Below are 14,409 nucleotides of genomic sequence, written 5' to 3'. Positions count from 1 at the left end.
ACCATCGGCGGGTTCTGAGACAGCAGGCTCTACGGTGCCGCCGGCGTGCCGATGACCAGGTCCTCGACCCGGCATGTCTCGCCGATGACCAGGTCGTAGAGCGCACGCAGGAATGCCTGGTCGATGCCGTGCTCGGCGCCGTAGTCGGCGGCGCGCTGCTGCACCACGCCGATGCGGTGCGGCTGCATCATCGGCACGCCGTGCTCGCGCTTGTGCTCGGCTATGCGCACGCATAGCTCGATGCGTTCCCGCAGCACGTCGAGCAGGCGCAGGTCGATGCCGTCGAGGTCGGCCCGCAGGGCTTCCAGCTTCGTCTCCGGCGAGGTCATTCACTGCTCCTTCGGCGTCATTCGGCTGTCGGGCGCGTAAAGAACGGGGACCTTGCCGCGATCGGTGCGCGCGAACACCTCGGGCGTGACGCGCTCCACGCTGAAGCCGAGGCACTGCGCGCTGTTCAGCACCGTGCGCAATTGCTGGGCGCGGCTGAGGCAGTCGACCACCGCCTGGGTGGTGATCCATTCGGGCGTCCGGCTGGACAGCAGCAGCCGCAGCCGGTGGCCGTGCTGCTCGGGCAGCACCTGGAGCTGGCAGTCAGCGGGTTCGGTGACGCCGAGCCGGCCGAGCTGGCCGAGCAGCAGGTCCGAGGACACCACCTCGGTGTCTATGTTGAGCGAGGTCGCGGTGCGACCGTGCAGGGTGAGCAGCCGCGCGGGGCTGCCGCACGGGCAGGGGGCGGTGCCGAAGGAGCCGGCATCGCCGATGCGGTAGCGGAACAGTGCCATCCCGGTGTCGCTCAGCGCGGTGACGATCACCTCACCGGTGTCCCCGTCCGGCACTGGCACGCCGGTCTGCTCGTCGACGATCTCCACCACCACCGCGTCCTCGTGCACGTGGTGGGTGGCACCGGAGAGCTGCTCGCACTGGTAGCCGATCGGCCCGGTCTCCGAGGTCGAGTAGGCCAGCGAGCGCACGGCGACCTGGGGCGCGGCCTCCGCGATCGCCTGAGTGCGGGCCTTGCCAAGCAGTTCGCCGATGTAGAAGAAGTACCGCAGTGCGGCGATCTGCCCCGGCGGGGACCCGGTCAGCAGCTCGACGCCGTAACCGGGGTTGGCCGCCAGCGCGTCCACGCGGTGCTCGGCGATGACCGCCGCGCTCTCGGCCGGGCTCGTCTGACTGGCCAGCGGGTAGGAGCGGGCGCCGGCGAGCCGGATCACCTCCTGCGTGAACAGGAAAGCGCCGCCGCTGAGCTCGGCCGGGTAAAAGCAGTTGGCCACGCGCCGGGCCGGGGCCGAGCGGGTGGCCGCGAGTAACCCGCGGGCACCCAGCCGCCCGACCTGGAGGTTGAAGTCCCAGGAGTGGTACATCATCTTGGGCTTGCTGGCCGTGCCGCTAGAGCGCAGCACCATTCCGGGACCGTCGCCGCCTAGCTGGAACTCCGGCGAGTGCGGCGGGCTGCCGTCGGCCAGTTCGCGGCTGCTGAGCAGGGGGAGGCGGGCGAGGTCGGCGGTGGTCATGCCTGGCGCGAGGTCCGGCCAGCGGCGGCGGACCGCGGGGGTGGCCAGCGCGGCGTCGACCATCGCGGCGAAGTTGCGCTCCCGCAGCCGCTCCAGCTCCGCGCGGTCCAGCCGGTCCGGGTCCGCCGCGAGCCGGATCTTCGACGCCACTGGGCGATCAGGGTCGCCGGCCGCGTTCAGGGGCATGCTCCGCTCCAGTGCTGTGATGGCTGGTGGTCGGGGGATTGCCCAGATATACCGCGTCGTTGTCGCGCCGGACCCCGGTTCGGCGGTTACCGGCAACAAACGCGGTGTGGCGCGGCAAGGAAGGTCCACAACCGCAACAAATCCGTCGCGGCGGCCCGGGGCGGCTGAGCACGATCAGTGCTTGAGTACCCGGACCCGAAAGGCGCGACGATGGCTGCGATGGCTCTGTCTGGCCGAACCTTGCTGTCCCCGGAGGGCCGCGCGAAGCTGGCGGCCGATCCCGGACTGGGCGGCGGGAACGTGCTGCGGTCGGCGCTGACCGTCGCCGCGCATCCCGACCTGCCGTTCATCAGCTCGGGCCGACCGCTGGCCACCCCCGGTGGCGAGTGGCGCACCGATTTCAGCCTGCTGGAGCTGGACAAGCTGGCGCAGAGCTGGTCGGTGCACTACCTGGGCCTCGGTGTGCGCCCGCGCGACCGGGTGCTGGTCTACCTGGAGGACTCGTTCGCCTATTCGGTGCACTTCCACGCGCTCGCCCAGATCGGTGCCATCGGGGTGCTGGTCAACAGCAAAGCGCCCCGGGCCACCTCGCTGGAGCTGTGCCGCCGCACCGCGCCGGTCGGCATCTGCACCACGCGCTCCCGACTGGCCGCGCTCGGCGCGGAATTGTCCGAAGTCGGCAGTGTGGGCTGGCTGATCATCGCGGAGGAGCTGCCCGCCCCGCCGGCCGCCGAGTTGCCCGAGTCGGCCCGGTACCGGCACGCACCGGAGGACCCGGTGTCGATCCTGCACTCCTCGGGCACCACGGGCTTTCCCAAACCGGTGGTGCAGACCCACCATTCGAGCATCGCCGGGCCTCGGTTCCGGCTCACCGACTTCATCGACGGGCCCGACGCGACGATGATGGCCGCGCAGCCGCAGTCCCACCTCGGCTCGGTGATGTACGCCAACTACGCCATCCTGGCCGGCACCCCGCTGGTGCCGCTGTACGACCCGACCGGTGCCGAGCTGGCCGAGGCGATCGCGAAGCACCGGCCCACCACGGTGATGGCCTTCGCGCATGCATACGCCGAGCTGGCCGAGGTGGAGGTCGCCGACGGCGCGCTGGACTCGGTGGACGGCTGGGTGACCATGGGCGACGCGATCCACGAGGCGCACCTGAAATCCATCCTGGCCAAACGGAACCCGCAACTGCCCTCGGCGGTGTTCTACGACCGGTTCGGCGCGACCGAACTGGGATGGGGAATCATGGTGCAGCCCCGGTCCCTGACCTCGCAGCGCAACGATCGCTGCGTCGGCCGCCCCGACGCCGTCGCCGAGGTGGCGGTGCTGCGCGAGGACGGCACCCGCGCCGAACCCGGCGAGATCGGCCTGTTCGCGGCCAAGGGCCCGACCATCACCGCCGGGTACTGGAACGACTCGGACGCCACCTACCGCAGCCGCCTGGCCGGGTTCTGGCTTTCCGGTGACCTCGCCTACCAGGACGCCAACGGCGACTTCTACCAGGTGGACCGGGAAGTGGACGCCATCGAGACGGAGACCGGCACCGGGCACTCGGTGCAGCTGGAGGAGTTTCTGCTCAACGAGCTGCCGGCGATCGCCGACTGCGCGGTGGTCGCCGGATGCCACCGCGGCCGGACCGTGCCGGTGGCCGTGGTCACCACGGCCGACCAGCGCATGACGCCGGACGTGCTGCTGGCCACGGCGAACCAGGCGCTGCGCTCGGCCGGGCTGCTGGAGCTGGCCGTGCTGGAGCTGGCCCGGACCGAGGCCGACTTCCCCCAGGGGACCACCGGCAAGGTGCTCAAACGGCTGCTGCGCGAGAAGTACTCCGCGCTGGAAGACTTCCTGGCTGCCGGCGAGCGTTCGAAGACCGCCACCACCCTTGAGGAGTTCTGACCGTGTACTCAGCGGTTCGAGAGGTCGTCACTCCCTCGGCCAAACCGGCCGAGCGGATGGTCAACTGGATCTACAACCCGGACGATTTCAACCCCAGCCATCTCGGCAAGATCATCGCCGATATCACCGACCGGTGGACCGCGCAGGGTGCCCGGCACGGCTTCGGCTTCCAGTTCATCCCGGCCAGCGAGCTCACCCCGACCTGCGTGGACCGGCCGCGGCTGTGGCGTGGCGGGGTGGACCTGCTGGAGACCCGGCAGTGCTACATCGTCGACGACATCGGCAACGACCAGCAGGCCGTGTCCTACCTGCACGGCATCTCCCGGATCATCGACGCCAGCGACTCGTTCGTGCTCAACCACGCGATGGCTGCGCCGGAATGGCTGGAGCGCGACAAGCTGGCGATGATCGGCCGGGCGGCGCAGCTCGGTCTGAAGGTGCCCAAGACCGTCGCGCTACCGTTCCGCCGCCACGCGCGGGAGGGCCTGGAGGTGGTGCGTCGCGAGATCGGCGGCGGCCCTTACATCCTCAAGGCGCGCGAGTCCGGCACGGGGTTCGGCGTGCTCAAAGTGGACACCTTCGAACAGCTGCGTTCCGCGGTGGACATCGCCGCCCAGACCGGCAAGGGCTACCTGGTGCAGGAGTTCCTGCCCAACTCCGGCGACCTCCGGGTCGCGCTGGTGGAGGGCGAGGTGGTCACCAGCATGCTGCGCGAGCAAGTGATCGGCCGCTACCTGTCCAACATCGCCCAGGGCGGGAACGCGAGTCCAAGCGCCGACTTCTCGGCGGTGCTCGACGACTGCCTGCGCGTGGTCCGCACGCTCGGCGCCGACTATCTGTGCGTGGACTTCCTGATCACCGAACAGGGCCCGGTGTTCGGCGAGTGGTGCACGGTCATGGCCAACTTCTCGCAGTTCCCCGAGCCGGCTCGGTCCGAGTTGGCCGACGCGTTTTTCCACTGGGCCGGGCGGCTGCTGGAGCAGCGGGGCCGGGGTTAGGAGCGGCTGAGGAGGTTGTGCCCGTTTCAGCGAAACTGATCGCAGGAACCCCGGTCGTTCACGGCCGGGAGGAATGCGATCCCTAGAGCACGGTCTCCCCGGCGCGCTGCGCGCCGGGGACACCGTTTTAACTGGGGCGTTTCTGGTTGATGGTTGGTGATGTACTCCTTGACGATCTCCAGCGGTGCTCCGTCGCAGGAACCCGCAATGTAGGACGGGGACCAGAAGTGGCTCCCCCACAGGTATTTGCGGAGGGAACGCAGCCAGTTACCGACGGTGGGCAAACTCAACACGACGCCGTGCCGCACCCGGATCAACCCGGCCACCGCCTTGCGGGTCCACACCACCCCAGCCGAACGCGGCGGAGCTTGCGCGACCGGCCCGAAGCGGACTGGATCCGCGAGGACACCCGTATGCGCTGCCGGCACACCCTCACCACCCGTCTGTGGTCACCCGAGGACGGCGCAATTTCGCGAGAAATTGACCGTCACCCGGGTGAACGCCAATTTCTCGCGTTAATGAACACGCGGCGCGGTGACTAGGTGAAATGCTGCTCGTAGCGCCCTCACCAGGCGTTACGGGTAGCACTAGCCTATCACTGGCTTTCACTGACACCCCCTTACCGGCCATCTCACGACCCCCTGCACCCACACCTGCACACACACTCACAGGCCCGGCTGCCCCACACCTGCAGCCGCGGATGCAGTCGCGCCGGGCGGCGCAGGTGCGGTTCCGCCCGGTCTGCTCGGGTGCCCTGGTCGATACCCTGATCGCATGGCTGAACACGTGCAGGTTGTGACGACGACGGACTCAGAAGAGGCAGCGGCCACCTTGGCGCGGAGCATCGTGGAAGCGAAGGCCGGAGCCTGTGTGCAGGTGGTGCCGATCCGCAGCTTCTACCGGTGGGAGAACGCCGTTCAGGACGACCCCGAATGGCAGCTTCAGATCAAGACTTCGGCCGGGCGGCTCGACGCGCTGATCAAGCACATCAACGAGCACCACACCTACGACGTGCCCGAGATCATCGCGACGCCGATCACCGGCGGCAGTGATGCCTACCTGTCGTGGGTCGACGAGGAAACTCAAGCCTGAGAACTCGCGAGCAGCCCCGACGTAACCCGCTGCCGCAGGGCCTCGGCCGTGCCTCGTCCGCTGTCCTGCGGCAGCACCTCGGTTAGTTCCCACAGCCGATCTTGCGCGAGGCTCGCCTCGGTTCGGACGGCGAGCGGCAAGGCTTCGGTCGCCAGCTGGTCAGCCCGGTCGACGTCCGACCGTGTTGCGGCCGAAAGGGCGAGGTCGGCGACCACGAGCGCTCGAACCTTGGTCTCGGTCGGCGATAGCGCGGAGAGCAGCGACCCGGCGAGAGAGTCGGTCTCGCGGTGGCCCAATCGCCCGTACGACGAAACGGCGAGGCTGCCGAGCCTGCTCGCGCCGAAGAAGCTCGTCCACGAGCGCTCGTGGTGCGGGCGGGCGTAGTCGAACGCGGTGAAAGCACGTTCAAGCGCACGTTCGGCCGTTTCACCGTCGCCGATCCGGGCAGCCTCTTCCGCTTGCCGCGCCGCGACCCACGCCTGCGTTGTGGCTGCCGAGCCTCTGACGTGCTCGCCCGCTTCGCCGAGAAGCTGCACGGCCTCGGCGGACTTGTCCTGTGAGGCGAGCAGGTATGACCAGTAGTTCAAGGTGCAGGCGGTCAGCGGGCCGTCGCCTGCCTCGTCGGCGAGCTCAAGCGCCCGCCTGTACCGGCTCACCGCTTCGCGCGGCCGTGACAGGTCGAAAGCGAGCCATCCGGCAAGCGCCTCGGTTTCCCCGGCCGCGGACAGCAACCGGCGGCGGTCTTGCTCACGGGTGGTCGCTTCGAGCAGGCGACGCAGCGTGGCGCCGTGCTCCGTTAACGAGGCGAGGATCGTGCGTGACGGGGTGGTCTCTTCCAGGTGGAAGAACTCAGTCGTGCGGTCCTCGACAAGGCTGATGGCAGAGGAATCCGGCGCCCGTCCGTGCTCGATTGTGTCGGCGAGCCGCTGCCACGGAGCGGCGCTCATGATGGCGGCGGCGCCCGCCAGTTTCAGAACGTCCCGGCGATGCACGTCGTCTCCTCGGTCGTGATGCTGATACGGCGCGAGGCTAGGCGTTGATTCAGCGTGTGGCGATGCATCCGAGGCATCCGCCGCCGGAAGCTGGAACCACAGAAGTGATGCAGGCGCCTTGAGAACCTGCGCCCACTGGGTGAGCCTAGCGAGGTTGGTAGTTGGCCGACCTCGTTCGATCCGGCTGACTTGACTCTGCCCAACACCGAGCCAATCGGCCATGTCCCCCTGGTTGATCGGTGGGCTGTACGCGCGTCTGTATGCGCGGATGACCTTGCCGATGTGCTGCTCGGCGAGGGCGTCGCGGACGTCGTCGCGCTGCCAGAAACCGGCCGGCGGCGGCGGTGGGCCTTCAGGGGCGCCGGATGGGGTCTTGCGGGCACACGGTGTGCACACCCTGCCCGCGTGATCACTGGCGATCTTGCATCCGCAGCTTTCGCAGAATCCCATACATCACCCCGTAGTGGACCAGTCACGGGGAGTTTATCGGAGTCCCGGCGGGCGCAGCCTGCATTTATGGATCGGATGCATATTGCTTGCATACGGCTATGCATTCGAGGGTTTCGAGACCTGATCGCCCAGCGCTCATAGTCGATCGCGATGAGCCCGACGCCGGGATAGCCCGACCACGAAGCCTCAACCCTTGGGGGCAGCCATGTCCGATCTGAATCTGCTCGTGCTGGTCGCCGTGCTGGTGCCGCTCGTGCTGGCCGCCGTCGTCTGCGCGGTCGCCTCGATCGCCCCACGGCGGCACGGGTCGATCGCTGACCACCTATCGGACTGGTGGGTGATCGCTCGCGGCCTCGCAAGCGGGCGGTGGGCCCGGCTGCGGAACTCGGCGCACCGAGGCGGTGCCCGACGTGGCTGAAATCGTGATGTGGCTGTTCCTGCTGGTGTGCAACGTCGCGATGTACGCGCCGACCGTAATCGGACTCGCTGAAGAGTTCGCCGACCTTTCCCCCGTGCACGAGCAGCAGCAGCGCGGCGCAGCGCGCAGCGCTCACCGTGCGGTACGGGCGCGTGGCGATCGCGCCCGACACCCCGAATCCGCACGGGTGCACGGGACCTCGCCGAACGGCTTCCCCCGTCGAGTTCGGCGAGACATGCCAGCAGCGGGCACGTGTCCTGTTCCCGTGCCCGCTGCTGGTCACCAATCCGGGCGGCACCGGCTACGGAGGCGACCGGCATGACGCAGATGGTGATGCTCGCCCGGAATCGGAATGCGCCGAGCCTCGATCAGCGGGAGGTGCACGCCTACCCCCTCGACTTTGACAGCGACCCGCCGACGATCTTGCTTGCTGCCTGCGGGCACCGGCTCGCCGTCAAGGACGCCGAACAGGTCGACCGCTTCGTAGGGATGCCCTGTCAGGCGTGCCTGATCGTGGCGTTCGGCCGTGCCGACCGAGCTGCCGACGCAGCCACGCCTGCGCCCGATCTGCCGGACACGCTTGCGGCGATGCTGTCGCCCGTCGTCGACCTCAAGCGCGAATCCGCAGCAGCCGAGTCCGGCGGCGCGTACTCCTACGGCATCGCGATGATCGGCGACGAGGCTTCGCACTTGGTCGAGCCCGATGCCATCCGCAGCAAGCTCGATGGCCACAGCGTCGCTCAAACGCTGTGCTGTCACCTCGCGTGGGGCCCGTTGCCCGTTCCCGCCGAGCAGTGGCCGTTGTGTGGCGAGTGCGTCGAGATCGCGCTCGGTATCTCCGTGAGCGAACTTCGAACCCAACTCATTCGGAAAGGAATCATTTAGTGCAACGTCTGATCTCCGGCAAGATCCTCGACGACGCCATTCGCTTGTACGACAACGGAAACGGCCCGTCGATCCGCGAGCTTGCCCGCAAGTTCCGCGTGTCTTACACGACGATGCACACCGCGCTCACCGAGGCGAACGTGACGATGCGCCCCGCGGGAAGCCAACGCAAGTCGGCGAGCTGATGCCGAGCCCGTTACCTCACCCGGAACCGCCACCCGACCTCGTCCTGCAGTGGCGAACCTTCGAGCCGCCGGGCGGATGGGTGCCCACCGAGCCAGTTCAACGACCACAAGAAGCGCGACCACATGAGAGGAAAACGCAGGAATGGCAGGGAAACACTGTCGCGGGATCGTCAGCGCGGGGCTGCTGATCACGTGGTCGGGCGACCTTTCCGAAGAACCCCGCCGCGATTGGTTCACCCCCGTCGTGTCTGCCGAACCCAGCCCGGCCGCTTCCTTACCGGCGGATGAGAAATCGCTCGATGCCGAGCGCCGCGCCGCGACTGCGGTCGCGTTCACCCGCACCGCAAGGTCTCGCGATGTGCTGTGCGCCGTGTTCGATGGCTTGTCTCGAGTCTGAAAGTGAGTCCGTAGTGGACACCTAGGAGGATCGCCGTGCACGAACTGATCGCATCGCCGTTTCTGGATCATCACCTTCTGTTGCGGCCGGGCAAACAGCATGGATTCAAGATTCCGACGCGCAGGTACCGGGAACTGCAGCAGACGAGCGTCGACCAGCCGTGCCCCTCGTGGCTGGTCGACGCTACCCATCAGGCGTGGGGGCTTGACCTGAGTGAGCGCCGGACGGGTGAGGCGGTGCTCGTCCGGCAGCCCTCGGTCTACGGCTACGCTCGCGCGTCCTACGAGCTGAATCTCGGCTGCAACTACGATTGCCCGTTCTGCTACCTCGGCAAAAAGCGGTTCGAGGGGCTCGGATGGCAGGATCGGGCGCGCCTGCTCCACATCATGCGTGACGCCGGGGTCGTGTGGCTGCAGCTCACCGGCGGTGAACCGCTGATCGACCCACTGTTTCCCGAGGTCTACGCCTTGGCCTACGAGCTCGGAATGATGCTGACGATCAGCTCGAACGGCTCGCGCCTGCACAACTCGATGATTCTCGACCTGCTCACGCGCTACCGGCCCTACCGGGTCGTCGTGAGCATCTACGGCGCCACGGAAGCCACTTACGACGGCGTGACGCAGCGCCGCGGAACCTTCAAGCTGTTCCGGCGCGGCCTCGCCGCCGCGCGCGAGGCGGGTTTGCCGTTGCGGTTCAACGTGATCGTGGTCGAGGACAACAAGCACGAGGAAGCCGAAATGCGAGCGCTCGCCGACGAATTCGGCGACGACCACCACGTCTACAGCAACATCTCGCCGACGATCCACAGCGGGCCGGAGAGCCTGACGTCGCAGTCGACCGAGCACCTCCGCGCCCGCACACCCTTCACCGGGTGCAATGCCGGGGTGACCCACTTCCACGCCGACCCGTTCGGCCGGGCGTCGATCTGCAAGGTCGGCCGAGACGAGCAGGTCGACCTGATCGCCGAGGGCGTCGAGGGTCTCTCACAGCTCCCGCCGATCGCGGACAAGTTGATGCTCCGCACCGGCGGGTGTTCGGGGTGTGCCCTGCAGGGCTCGTGTGGGGTCTGCAGGCCGCTCGCGAAGCGCTACCAAGAGGCAAACGCGCCCTTGGCTAGCTACTGCCAGCACGGAAGGAGGTGAACCATATGACCGCCGTCCTGGTGACACTCGAGCCTCCGTCAAAGGAGCCGGAAGCGATCGAATTCGTCGCGGATCTGGACGCACTTTCCGAGTCGAACCGGTGCTCGTGCACCTCAAGTGATGACAACCCGTACTGATCAACAACGCCGCCACCCGAACGGGTCTGCACGCCGCGCCGTGTGCAGGCCCGTTCGGTCGTCTCGTTAGCCTCTCCGCCGACGGGCAACCACGGAAGCAAGGGAACAGAACGCATGGCGCTAGCTCGCGTCGACTGGCAAGACCTGTCCTCGCGCGTTCGCGAGGTCATCGAATCGCGGACCGGCCCTGTTCGGTCGGCGCGGACGGTGTCGGCCGGGAAGAATTCCGCGGTTGCGCTGCTACTGGACACGGCCAACGGGCGGGTATTCGTCAAGGGACTCCGTACCGATCACGCAGGGATCATGACGCAGGCGCGCGAAGCGGTCATCGCGCCGTTCGTGGGGGCTGTGTCGCCGCGCCTGCTGTGGTGGGTCGAGGCCGACGGGTGGGATCTGCTTGGCTTCGAATACGTCGAGGGGCGGCACGCCGACTACCGGCCCGGTTCGCCGGACCTCCCGGCCGTCGTCGAGGTGATGCAGCGGCTCAGCAGCATCCCGTGCCCGGACCTGCCGGAGGTCAAGCGGCCTGAGAAGCGGTGGCGCAAGTACGTCGACGACCCGGCCGAGCTTGAGGTGCTCACCGGCTCGACGCTGCTGCACACCGACTACAACCCGGCGAACGTGTTGATCGACAGCGCGGGAACGGCGTACCTGATCGACTGGGCGTGGCCCACACGAGGCGCCGCGTTCATCGACCCGTGCGTGCTGGTGTACCGGCTGATCGCCGACGGGCACACGCCCGCCACCGCCGAGGCGTGGGTGCGCGACACCCCGGCGTGGGCAACCGCGTCGGCCGAGGCGATCGACGTCTTCGCCCGCGCCAACGCCCGCGTGTGGGATGAGCTCGCTGCCGAGGCGCCCGAGGACCGGTGGAAACAGAAGATGTCCGAGGTCACCCGCGAGTGGTCTGAGAGCCGACGCGGAACCGCCAGAACATCGAGGTAGCGGTTCGGCAGGCGCGTACCGGCGGGGTGTCGGTGGTGGCGGGCATGATCGGCGCTCGTCACTGTCCGCCTGTCCGAGGGGGCGCCGTTGGCATCCGCAGTTGAACAGCTCGGCCAGGCGATCGCGACCGCGCTGAGCAAGATCGAGGCGGCGGCCGGTTCTCTCACCGAAGCGATCGACCGGTGCGAAGAGGGAAACGGGTACCTCGCGACAGCGCTGCAGGGCGCCACTGACGACGATGTGCTCGCCGCAGCGCAAGCCCAGCAGACCATGCCGCAGGAACTCGCGGCCCTGCGTCAACAGGTGCAGGCCATCGCGGCGCAGCTGCACGTCTACCGGCAAAGAAACGGGATTCCCTCGGGCTCACCGCCGAGCACCACGACGGCGGCCCCCGCTGCGCCCGCGTCCAGCTCGACGGCATCCGGTTCGGCGCCGTCGACCCCGGCGCGCTCGGAGCTACCGCGTCCGCCTCGAGCGGGGAAGACGCACGGCCGGTGGGTCAACAGCGACGGCGACGCGGTGATGCTGGAAAGCGGCAATGGCGGCGAGTACTACCAGGCAGCCCGGCAGCGCGCCGTCGAACTCGGGTTGACCTAACGGTCGCCCGAACGCCGAGGCCGCCATCTCCCGGCATGTTGAGGTGCAGTTCGTGATGCGGATGAATGACCAGAACATCGCCGACGCCGAGATCGAGATCAACCGCCGGGTGTGTGGCACGACGCCGGATAGGGATGATGACCTACCGGACACCTGCGACAAGTGGCTTGAACGGTTCCTGCCACCGGGAACCACACTGAGAGTTAAGGACGGGAGCAGCCCGAACGGGAGGCTCTACCGAGGCAAGGAAGGGGACCGATGACCATCGACGCCCGTTGGGCCGTGTTCACCGAAGATTGGTGCGGAACGCGGCGCGAACCTGCTCGTGAAGGACCGCGACCAGGTGCGCGAGCTCGTCGAGCTGCTCGCCGACGAGGCCGCCGACGTGGCACGGTTGATCCACCGCGACCGGCCGCTGTGGGACACCGAGCGCGGGTTCTTCGACCACGACGTCTACGCCACCGTCCGCGACGGGTTCGGCTACCTCTCCTACCAGGACCCACCCGAGACAAGGCGTACCCCGAGGGCGACCCCGCCTCGGAAGGCTGCGAGTTCGACGACGATGACTTTCCACCGGGTTCGGGCCTGCCGGTCGAGCGGTTTACCGAGGTCCTCGTCGAGTTCCTCAACAGCGCTGACCGGCCCGCCTCGGTGACGTGGCGCGACGAGGCCGCGGGCGTGTAACCCGCTCGACGGCGGTCACGCTCCGCGCTGGCCGGCGCGAGCACAGCGTGACGAGCTGCAGGTCGACGGCCTGCCTGTGGACATGACGAAACGCCCCCGCCCGCGTCCGGTTGCAGGCACACAACCGAGGTGCAGGCGGGGGCGTTTCTGTGCCCGGCGGTAGCGCACCGGGCCATTCAGGGGGCTATTCGGTGGGCCGGGTCGGTGGCGCGGCGGGCACGAGCGGGGTGCCGTCGGTGGCGCGGGGCCGGGCGAGGCTGGTCACCTTCCGGCGCGTCCACCAGGTCAACGCGACCGAGGCCAGCACGCCGACCACGGACACGATCGAGGCGAGGGTCGCGTCGTCGAGGGCGAGCCACCCGGCGCCGACGAGGGCGACCAGGATGACGCGCACCGCCTCGGCGATCGCGGCCGGTTCGGTCTGCGTCGGCGAGCCGGGTTGGGCTCGGTGTGCGGGTTCGCTCACGACGCCCCCTCGGTCTGCATCTCGTCGCGGACCTCGCCGATGGCGACCGCCCCGGCATCGGCGTCGGCCGGATCGGCAGGCGTGAACCCGCGCACCTCGACGGCGACGGTGTTCTCCTGCAGGGCGGTCGCGACGGCGTTGCCGACTTCGGTCCTGATGGTCTCGACGTCGAGGGCGCGGTCGGTGGCCAGGAGTTCGGCGAGCTTGTTCGCCGTCGCGTCGAGCGCCGCGAGGCGCTGCTCGACCGCGGCGAGTTTGGCCTCGTTACGGAACCCGACGGCGTTGCCGTCCATGAGGCCGTCGATCGGCGGCCCAACCGAAGGAGAACCACCGATGTCCCGGATCCAGCACGTTCGTCCTGTTCAACCTGCTGGCCCTGCTGATTCTCGCCATGCTCACCACCCAGCTACCCGCAAGAGTCATCGCGTTGTCAACGGGCCGGCACGCCGAAGGCGGCGGCGGTGCCTACACGGTCTGGCACCTCGGCCGACATCGAAGCCGAAACCCGTAACGAAGAGCACCGGGCGGAACAAGAACACCCCCACAGACCACCGGGATTCCCCGCAGCCGACCCAGACGAGCCCGGCGCCCCAGACGAGCGCACCGGGCGGCACCACTCGTGTGCCTGAATTGCGCACGGTGTCGGTCTGGACCGTGCACGGGCGGATGCGCGACGTTGCGTTCACCGGCTCGGAAAGGCGGCCTGAAAACCCTGGTGGATCACCGGCAGGGTGAGTCGAGCCTGCTGTTGCGGGACGGCAAGTGGTTCATCATCGCCACCTGCGACGTTGCGGGAGAACCACGGTTTGAGCCGGTGGAGGGGATCGGGGTGGACCGGGGCATTAACAACCTGGCCACCACCAGCGACGCCGCGAACTGTTCCGGTCGTCGCCTGAATCGTTACCGGCGTTGGCAGGCTAAGAAGAAGGCAGAGATCCAGGCCAAAAACACCCGTTCGGCAGCTCGCCTGCTGAAAAAGCGTGCGAAGCGGGAAGCGCGGCACGCTGCGCACATGAACCATAAGATCGCGAAGGATGTTGTGGCCGTCGCCCAACGCACCGAACGCGGAATCGCCCTCGAAGCACTCGGTGGTATCCGCGAGCGGGTCACGGTTCGACGCGACCAGCGGGCCACGCAATCCTCCTGGCCGTTCGCCCGGCTCGGGGACTACGTCGCCTACAAAGCCCGGCGTGTAGGGGTTCTCGTGATCGAGGTGGACGCGCACTACACCTCGCAGCACTGTCCGCGCTGTGTGGTCACACCGAGCGGGCCAACAGGCCCAATCGGGACTTTTTCTCTTGTCGTCGGTGTGGTCTCGCTGGACCCGCTGACTTCGTCGCCGGGGTCAACGTGCGCGACCGCGCACGCACGGCGTGGGTATTTGTAAACATGCCCGATCGCAGCGGCTAGGTGTGTATGCGA

The 14,409-nt window shown here is 68.2% G+C and carries 19 protein-coding genes; 13 read left to right on the top strand and 6 right to left on the bottom strand.

The window, feature by feature from the left end; genetic code table 11:
• Positions 1–29 precede the first annotated feature (29 nt).
• Entirely contained in the window at positions 30–329 is a 300-nt protein-coding gene (locus tag ACRXBZ_RS03155; RefSeq protein WP_433877694.1) for a chorismate mutase family protein, read from the bottom strand.
• Positions 330–1,700: a phenylacetate--CoA ligase family protein gene (locus tag ACRXBZ_RS03150; RefSeq protein WP_433877693.1), complete on the bottom strand. Its 1,371-nt coding sequence runs from the start codon at positions 1,698–1,700 to the stop codon at positions 330–332.
• A 210-nt stretch (positions 1,701–1,910) separates the two neighbouring features.
• Between ACRXBZ_RS03150 and ACRXBZ_RS03145 the strand changes: the two genes are divergently transcribed.
• Together ACRXBZ_RS03145 and ACRXBZ_RS03140 are read left to right on the top strand one after the other, a co-directional pair.
• Positions 1,911–3,599 carry a class I adenylate-forming enzyme family protein gene (locus ACRXBZ_RS03145; RefSeq protein ID WP_433877692.1) on the top strand — a complete coding sequence of 563 codons (1,689 nt, stop codon included), beginning with the start codon at positions 1,911–1,913 and terminating at the stop codon, positions 3,597–3,599.
• 2 nt (positions 3,600–3,601) lie between these two features.
• Positions 3,602–4,597 carry an ATP-grasp domain-containing protein gene (locus ACRXBZ_RS03140; protein WP_433877691.1) on the top strand — a complete coding sequence of 332 codons (996 nt, stop codon included), beginning with the start codon at positions 3,602–3,604 and terminating at the stop codon, positions 4,595–4,597.
• Between the two features lie 26 nt (positions 4,598–4,623).
• On the opposite strand, the gene ACRXBZ_RS03135 is transcribed toward ACRXBZ_RS03140, so the two are convergent.
• Complete coding sequence (locus ACRXBZ_RS03135) at positions 4,624–4,890, bottom strand: transposase (protein ID WP_433883790.1); 267 nt, start codon at positions 4,888–4,890, stop codon at positions 4,624–4,626.
• Positions 4,891–5,371: 481 nt separating this feature from the next.
• Between ACRXBZ_RS03135 and cutA the strand changes: the two genes are divergently transcribed.
• Entirely contained in the window at positions 5,372–5,689 is a 318-nt protein-coding gene (gene cutA, locus ACRXBZ_RS03130; RefSeq protein ID WP_433877690.1) for a divalent-cation tolerance protein CutA, read from the top strand.
• Here cutA and ACRXBZ_RS03125 read toward each other — a convergent pair.
• Positions 5,680–6,903, bottom strand: coding sequence for an NsdA family TPR-like regulatory protein (locus ACRXBZ_RS03125; protein ID WP_490885438.1), 1,224 nt, complete (start codon positions 6,901–6,903; stop codon positions 5,680–5,682). The two genes, cutA and ACRXBZ_RS03125, sit on opposite strands and share 10 nt — an antisense overlap.
• Before the next feature lie 433 nt (positions 6,904–7,336).
• On the opposite strand from ACRXBZ_RS03125, the gene ACRXBZ_RS03120 reads away from it, so the two are divergent.
• From ACRXBZ_RS03120 to ACRXBZ_RS03080, 9 genes are all read left to right on the top strand, one after another.
• Complete coding sequence (locus ACRXBZ_RS03120) at positions 7,337–7,549, top strand: hypothetical protein (protein ID WP_433877688.1); 213 nt, start codon at positions 7,337–7,339, stop codon at positions 7,547–7,549.
• Positions 7,542–7,871, top strand: a complete 330-nt coding sequence (locus ACRXBZ_RS03115; RefSeq protein WP_433877687.1) for a hypothetical protein — start codon at positions 7,542–7,544, stop codon at positions 7,869–7,871. The genes ACRXBZ_RS03120 and ACRXBZ_RS03115 overlap by 8 nt, the downstream gene beginning before the upstream one ends.
• Positions 7,868–8,434, top strand: coding sequence for a hypothetical protein (locus ACRXBZ_RS03110; protein ID WP_433877686.1), 567 nt, complete (start codon positions 7,868–7,870; stop codon positions 8,432–8,434). Before ACRXBZ_RS03115 ends, ACRXBZ_RS03110 begins: the two co-directional genes overlap by 4 nt.
• Positions 8,434–8,619, top strand: a complete 186-nt coding sequence (locus tag ACRXBZ_RS03105) for a helix-turn-helix domain-containing protein (RefSeq protein ID WP_433877685.1) — start codon at positions 8,434–8,436, stop codon at positions 8,617–8,619. Before ACRXBZ_RS03110 ends, ACRXBZ_RS03105 begins: the two co-directional genes overlap by 1 nt.
• Positions 8,620–9,051: 432 nt before the next feature.
• Complete coding sequence (locus tag ACRXBZ_RS03100) at positions 9,052–10,158, top strand: radical SAM protein (protein WP_433877684.1); 1,107 nt, start codon at positions 9,052–9,054, stop codon at positions 10,156–10,158.
• 251 nt (positions 10,159–10,409) lie between these two features.
• Positions 10,410–11,240, top strand: coding sequence for a protein kinase family protein (locus ACRXBZ_RS03095; RefSeq protein ID WP_433877683.1), 831 nt, complete (start codon positions 10,410–10,412; stop codon positions 11,238–11,240).
• An 87-nt stretch (positions 11,241–11,327) separates the two neighbouring features.
• Positions 11,328–11,837 carry a hypothetical protein gene (locus ACRXBZ_RS03090; RefSeq protein ID WP_433877682.1) on the top strand — a complete coding sequence of 170 codons (510 nt, stop codon included), beginning with the start codon at positions 11,328–11,330 and terminating at the stop codon, positions 11,835–11,837.
• A 25-nt stretch (positions 11,838–11,862) separates the two neighbouring features.
• Positions 11,863–12,099 carry a DddA-like double-stranded DNA deaminase toxin gene (locus ACRXBZ_RS03085; RefSeq protein WP_433883789.1) on the top strand — a complete coding sequence of 79 codons (237 nt, stop codon included), beginning with the start codon at positions 11,863–11,865 and terminating at the stop codon, positions 12,097–12,099.
• A complete protein-coding gene (locus ACRXBZ_RS03080; RefSeq protein WP_433877681.1) occupies positions 12,096–12,521 on the top strand; it encodes an Imm1 family immunity protein in 426 nt (141 codons plus the stop codon). Before ACRXBZ_RS03085 ends, ACRXBZ_RS03080 begins: the two co-directional genes overlap by 4 nt.
• Before the next feature lie 184 nt (positions 12,522–12,705).
• On the opposite strand, the gene ACRXBZ_RS03075 is transcribed toward ACRXBZ_RS03080, so the two are convergent.
• Together ACRXBZ_RS03075 and ACRXBZ_RS03070 are read right to left on the bottom strand one after the other, a co-directional pair.
• Positions 12,706–12,987, bottom strand: coding sequence for a hypothetical protein (locus ACRXBZ_RS03075; RefSeq protein WP_433877680.1), 282 nt, complete (start codon positions 12,985–12,987; stop codon positions 12,706–12,708).
• Positions 12,984–13,280, bottom strand: a complete 297-nt coding sequence (locus ACRXBZ_RS03070) for a hypothetical protein (protein WP_433877679.1) — start codon at positions 13,278–13,280, stop codon at positions 12,984–12,986. The genes ACRXBZ_RS03075 and ACRXBZ_RS03070 overlap by 4 nt, the downstream gene beginning before the upstream one ends.
• Positions 13,281–13,735: 455 nt before the next feature.
• Here ACRXBZ_RS03070 and ACRXBZ_RS03065 point away from each other — a divergent pair, with 455 nt between their 5' ends.
• Complete coding sequence (locus ACRXBZ_RS03065; protein ID WP_433877678.1) at positions 13,736–14,374, top strand: RNA-guided endonuclease TnpB family protein; 639 nt, start codon at positions 13,736–13,738, stop codon at positions 14,372–14,374.
• Positions 14,375–14,409 lie beyond the last annotated feature (35 nt).

Origin of the sequence: Saccharopolyspora hattusasensis (genome assembly GCF_050972075.1) — a bacterium.
Lineage (GTDB): Bacteria > Actinomycetota > Actinomycetes > Mycobacteriales > Pseudonocardiaceae > Saccharopolyspora > Saccharopolyspora hattusasensis.
Note: the sequence above shows the minus strand (reverse complement) of the source record. Positions and strands in the feature narration are given on the sequence as shown.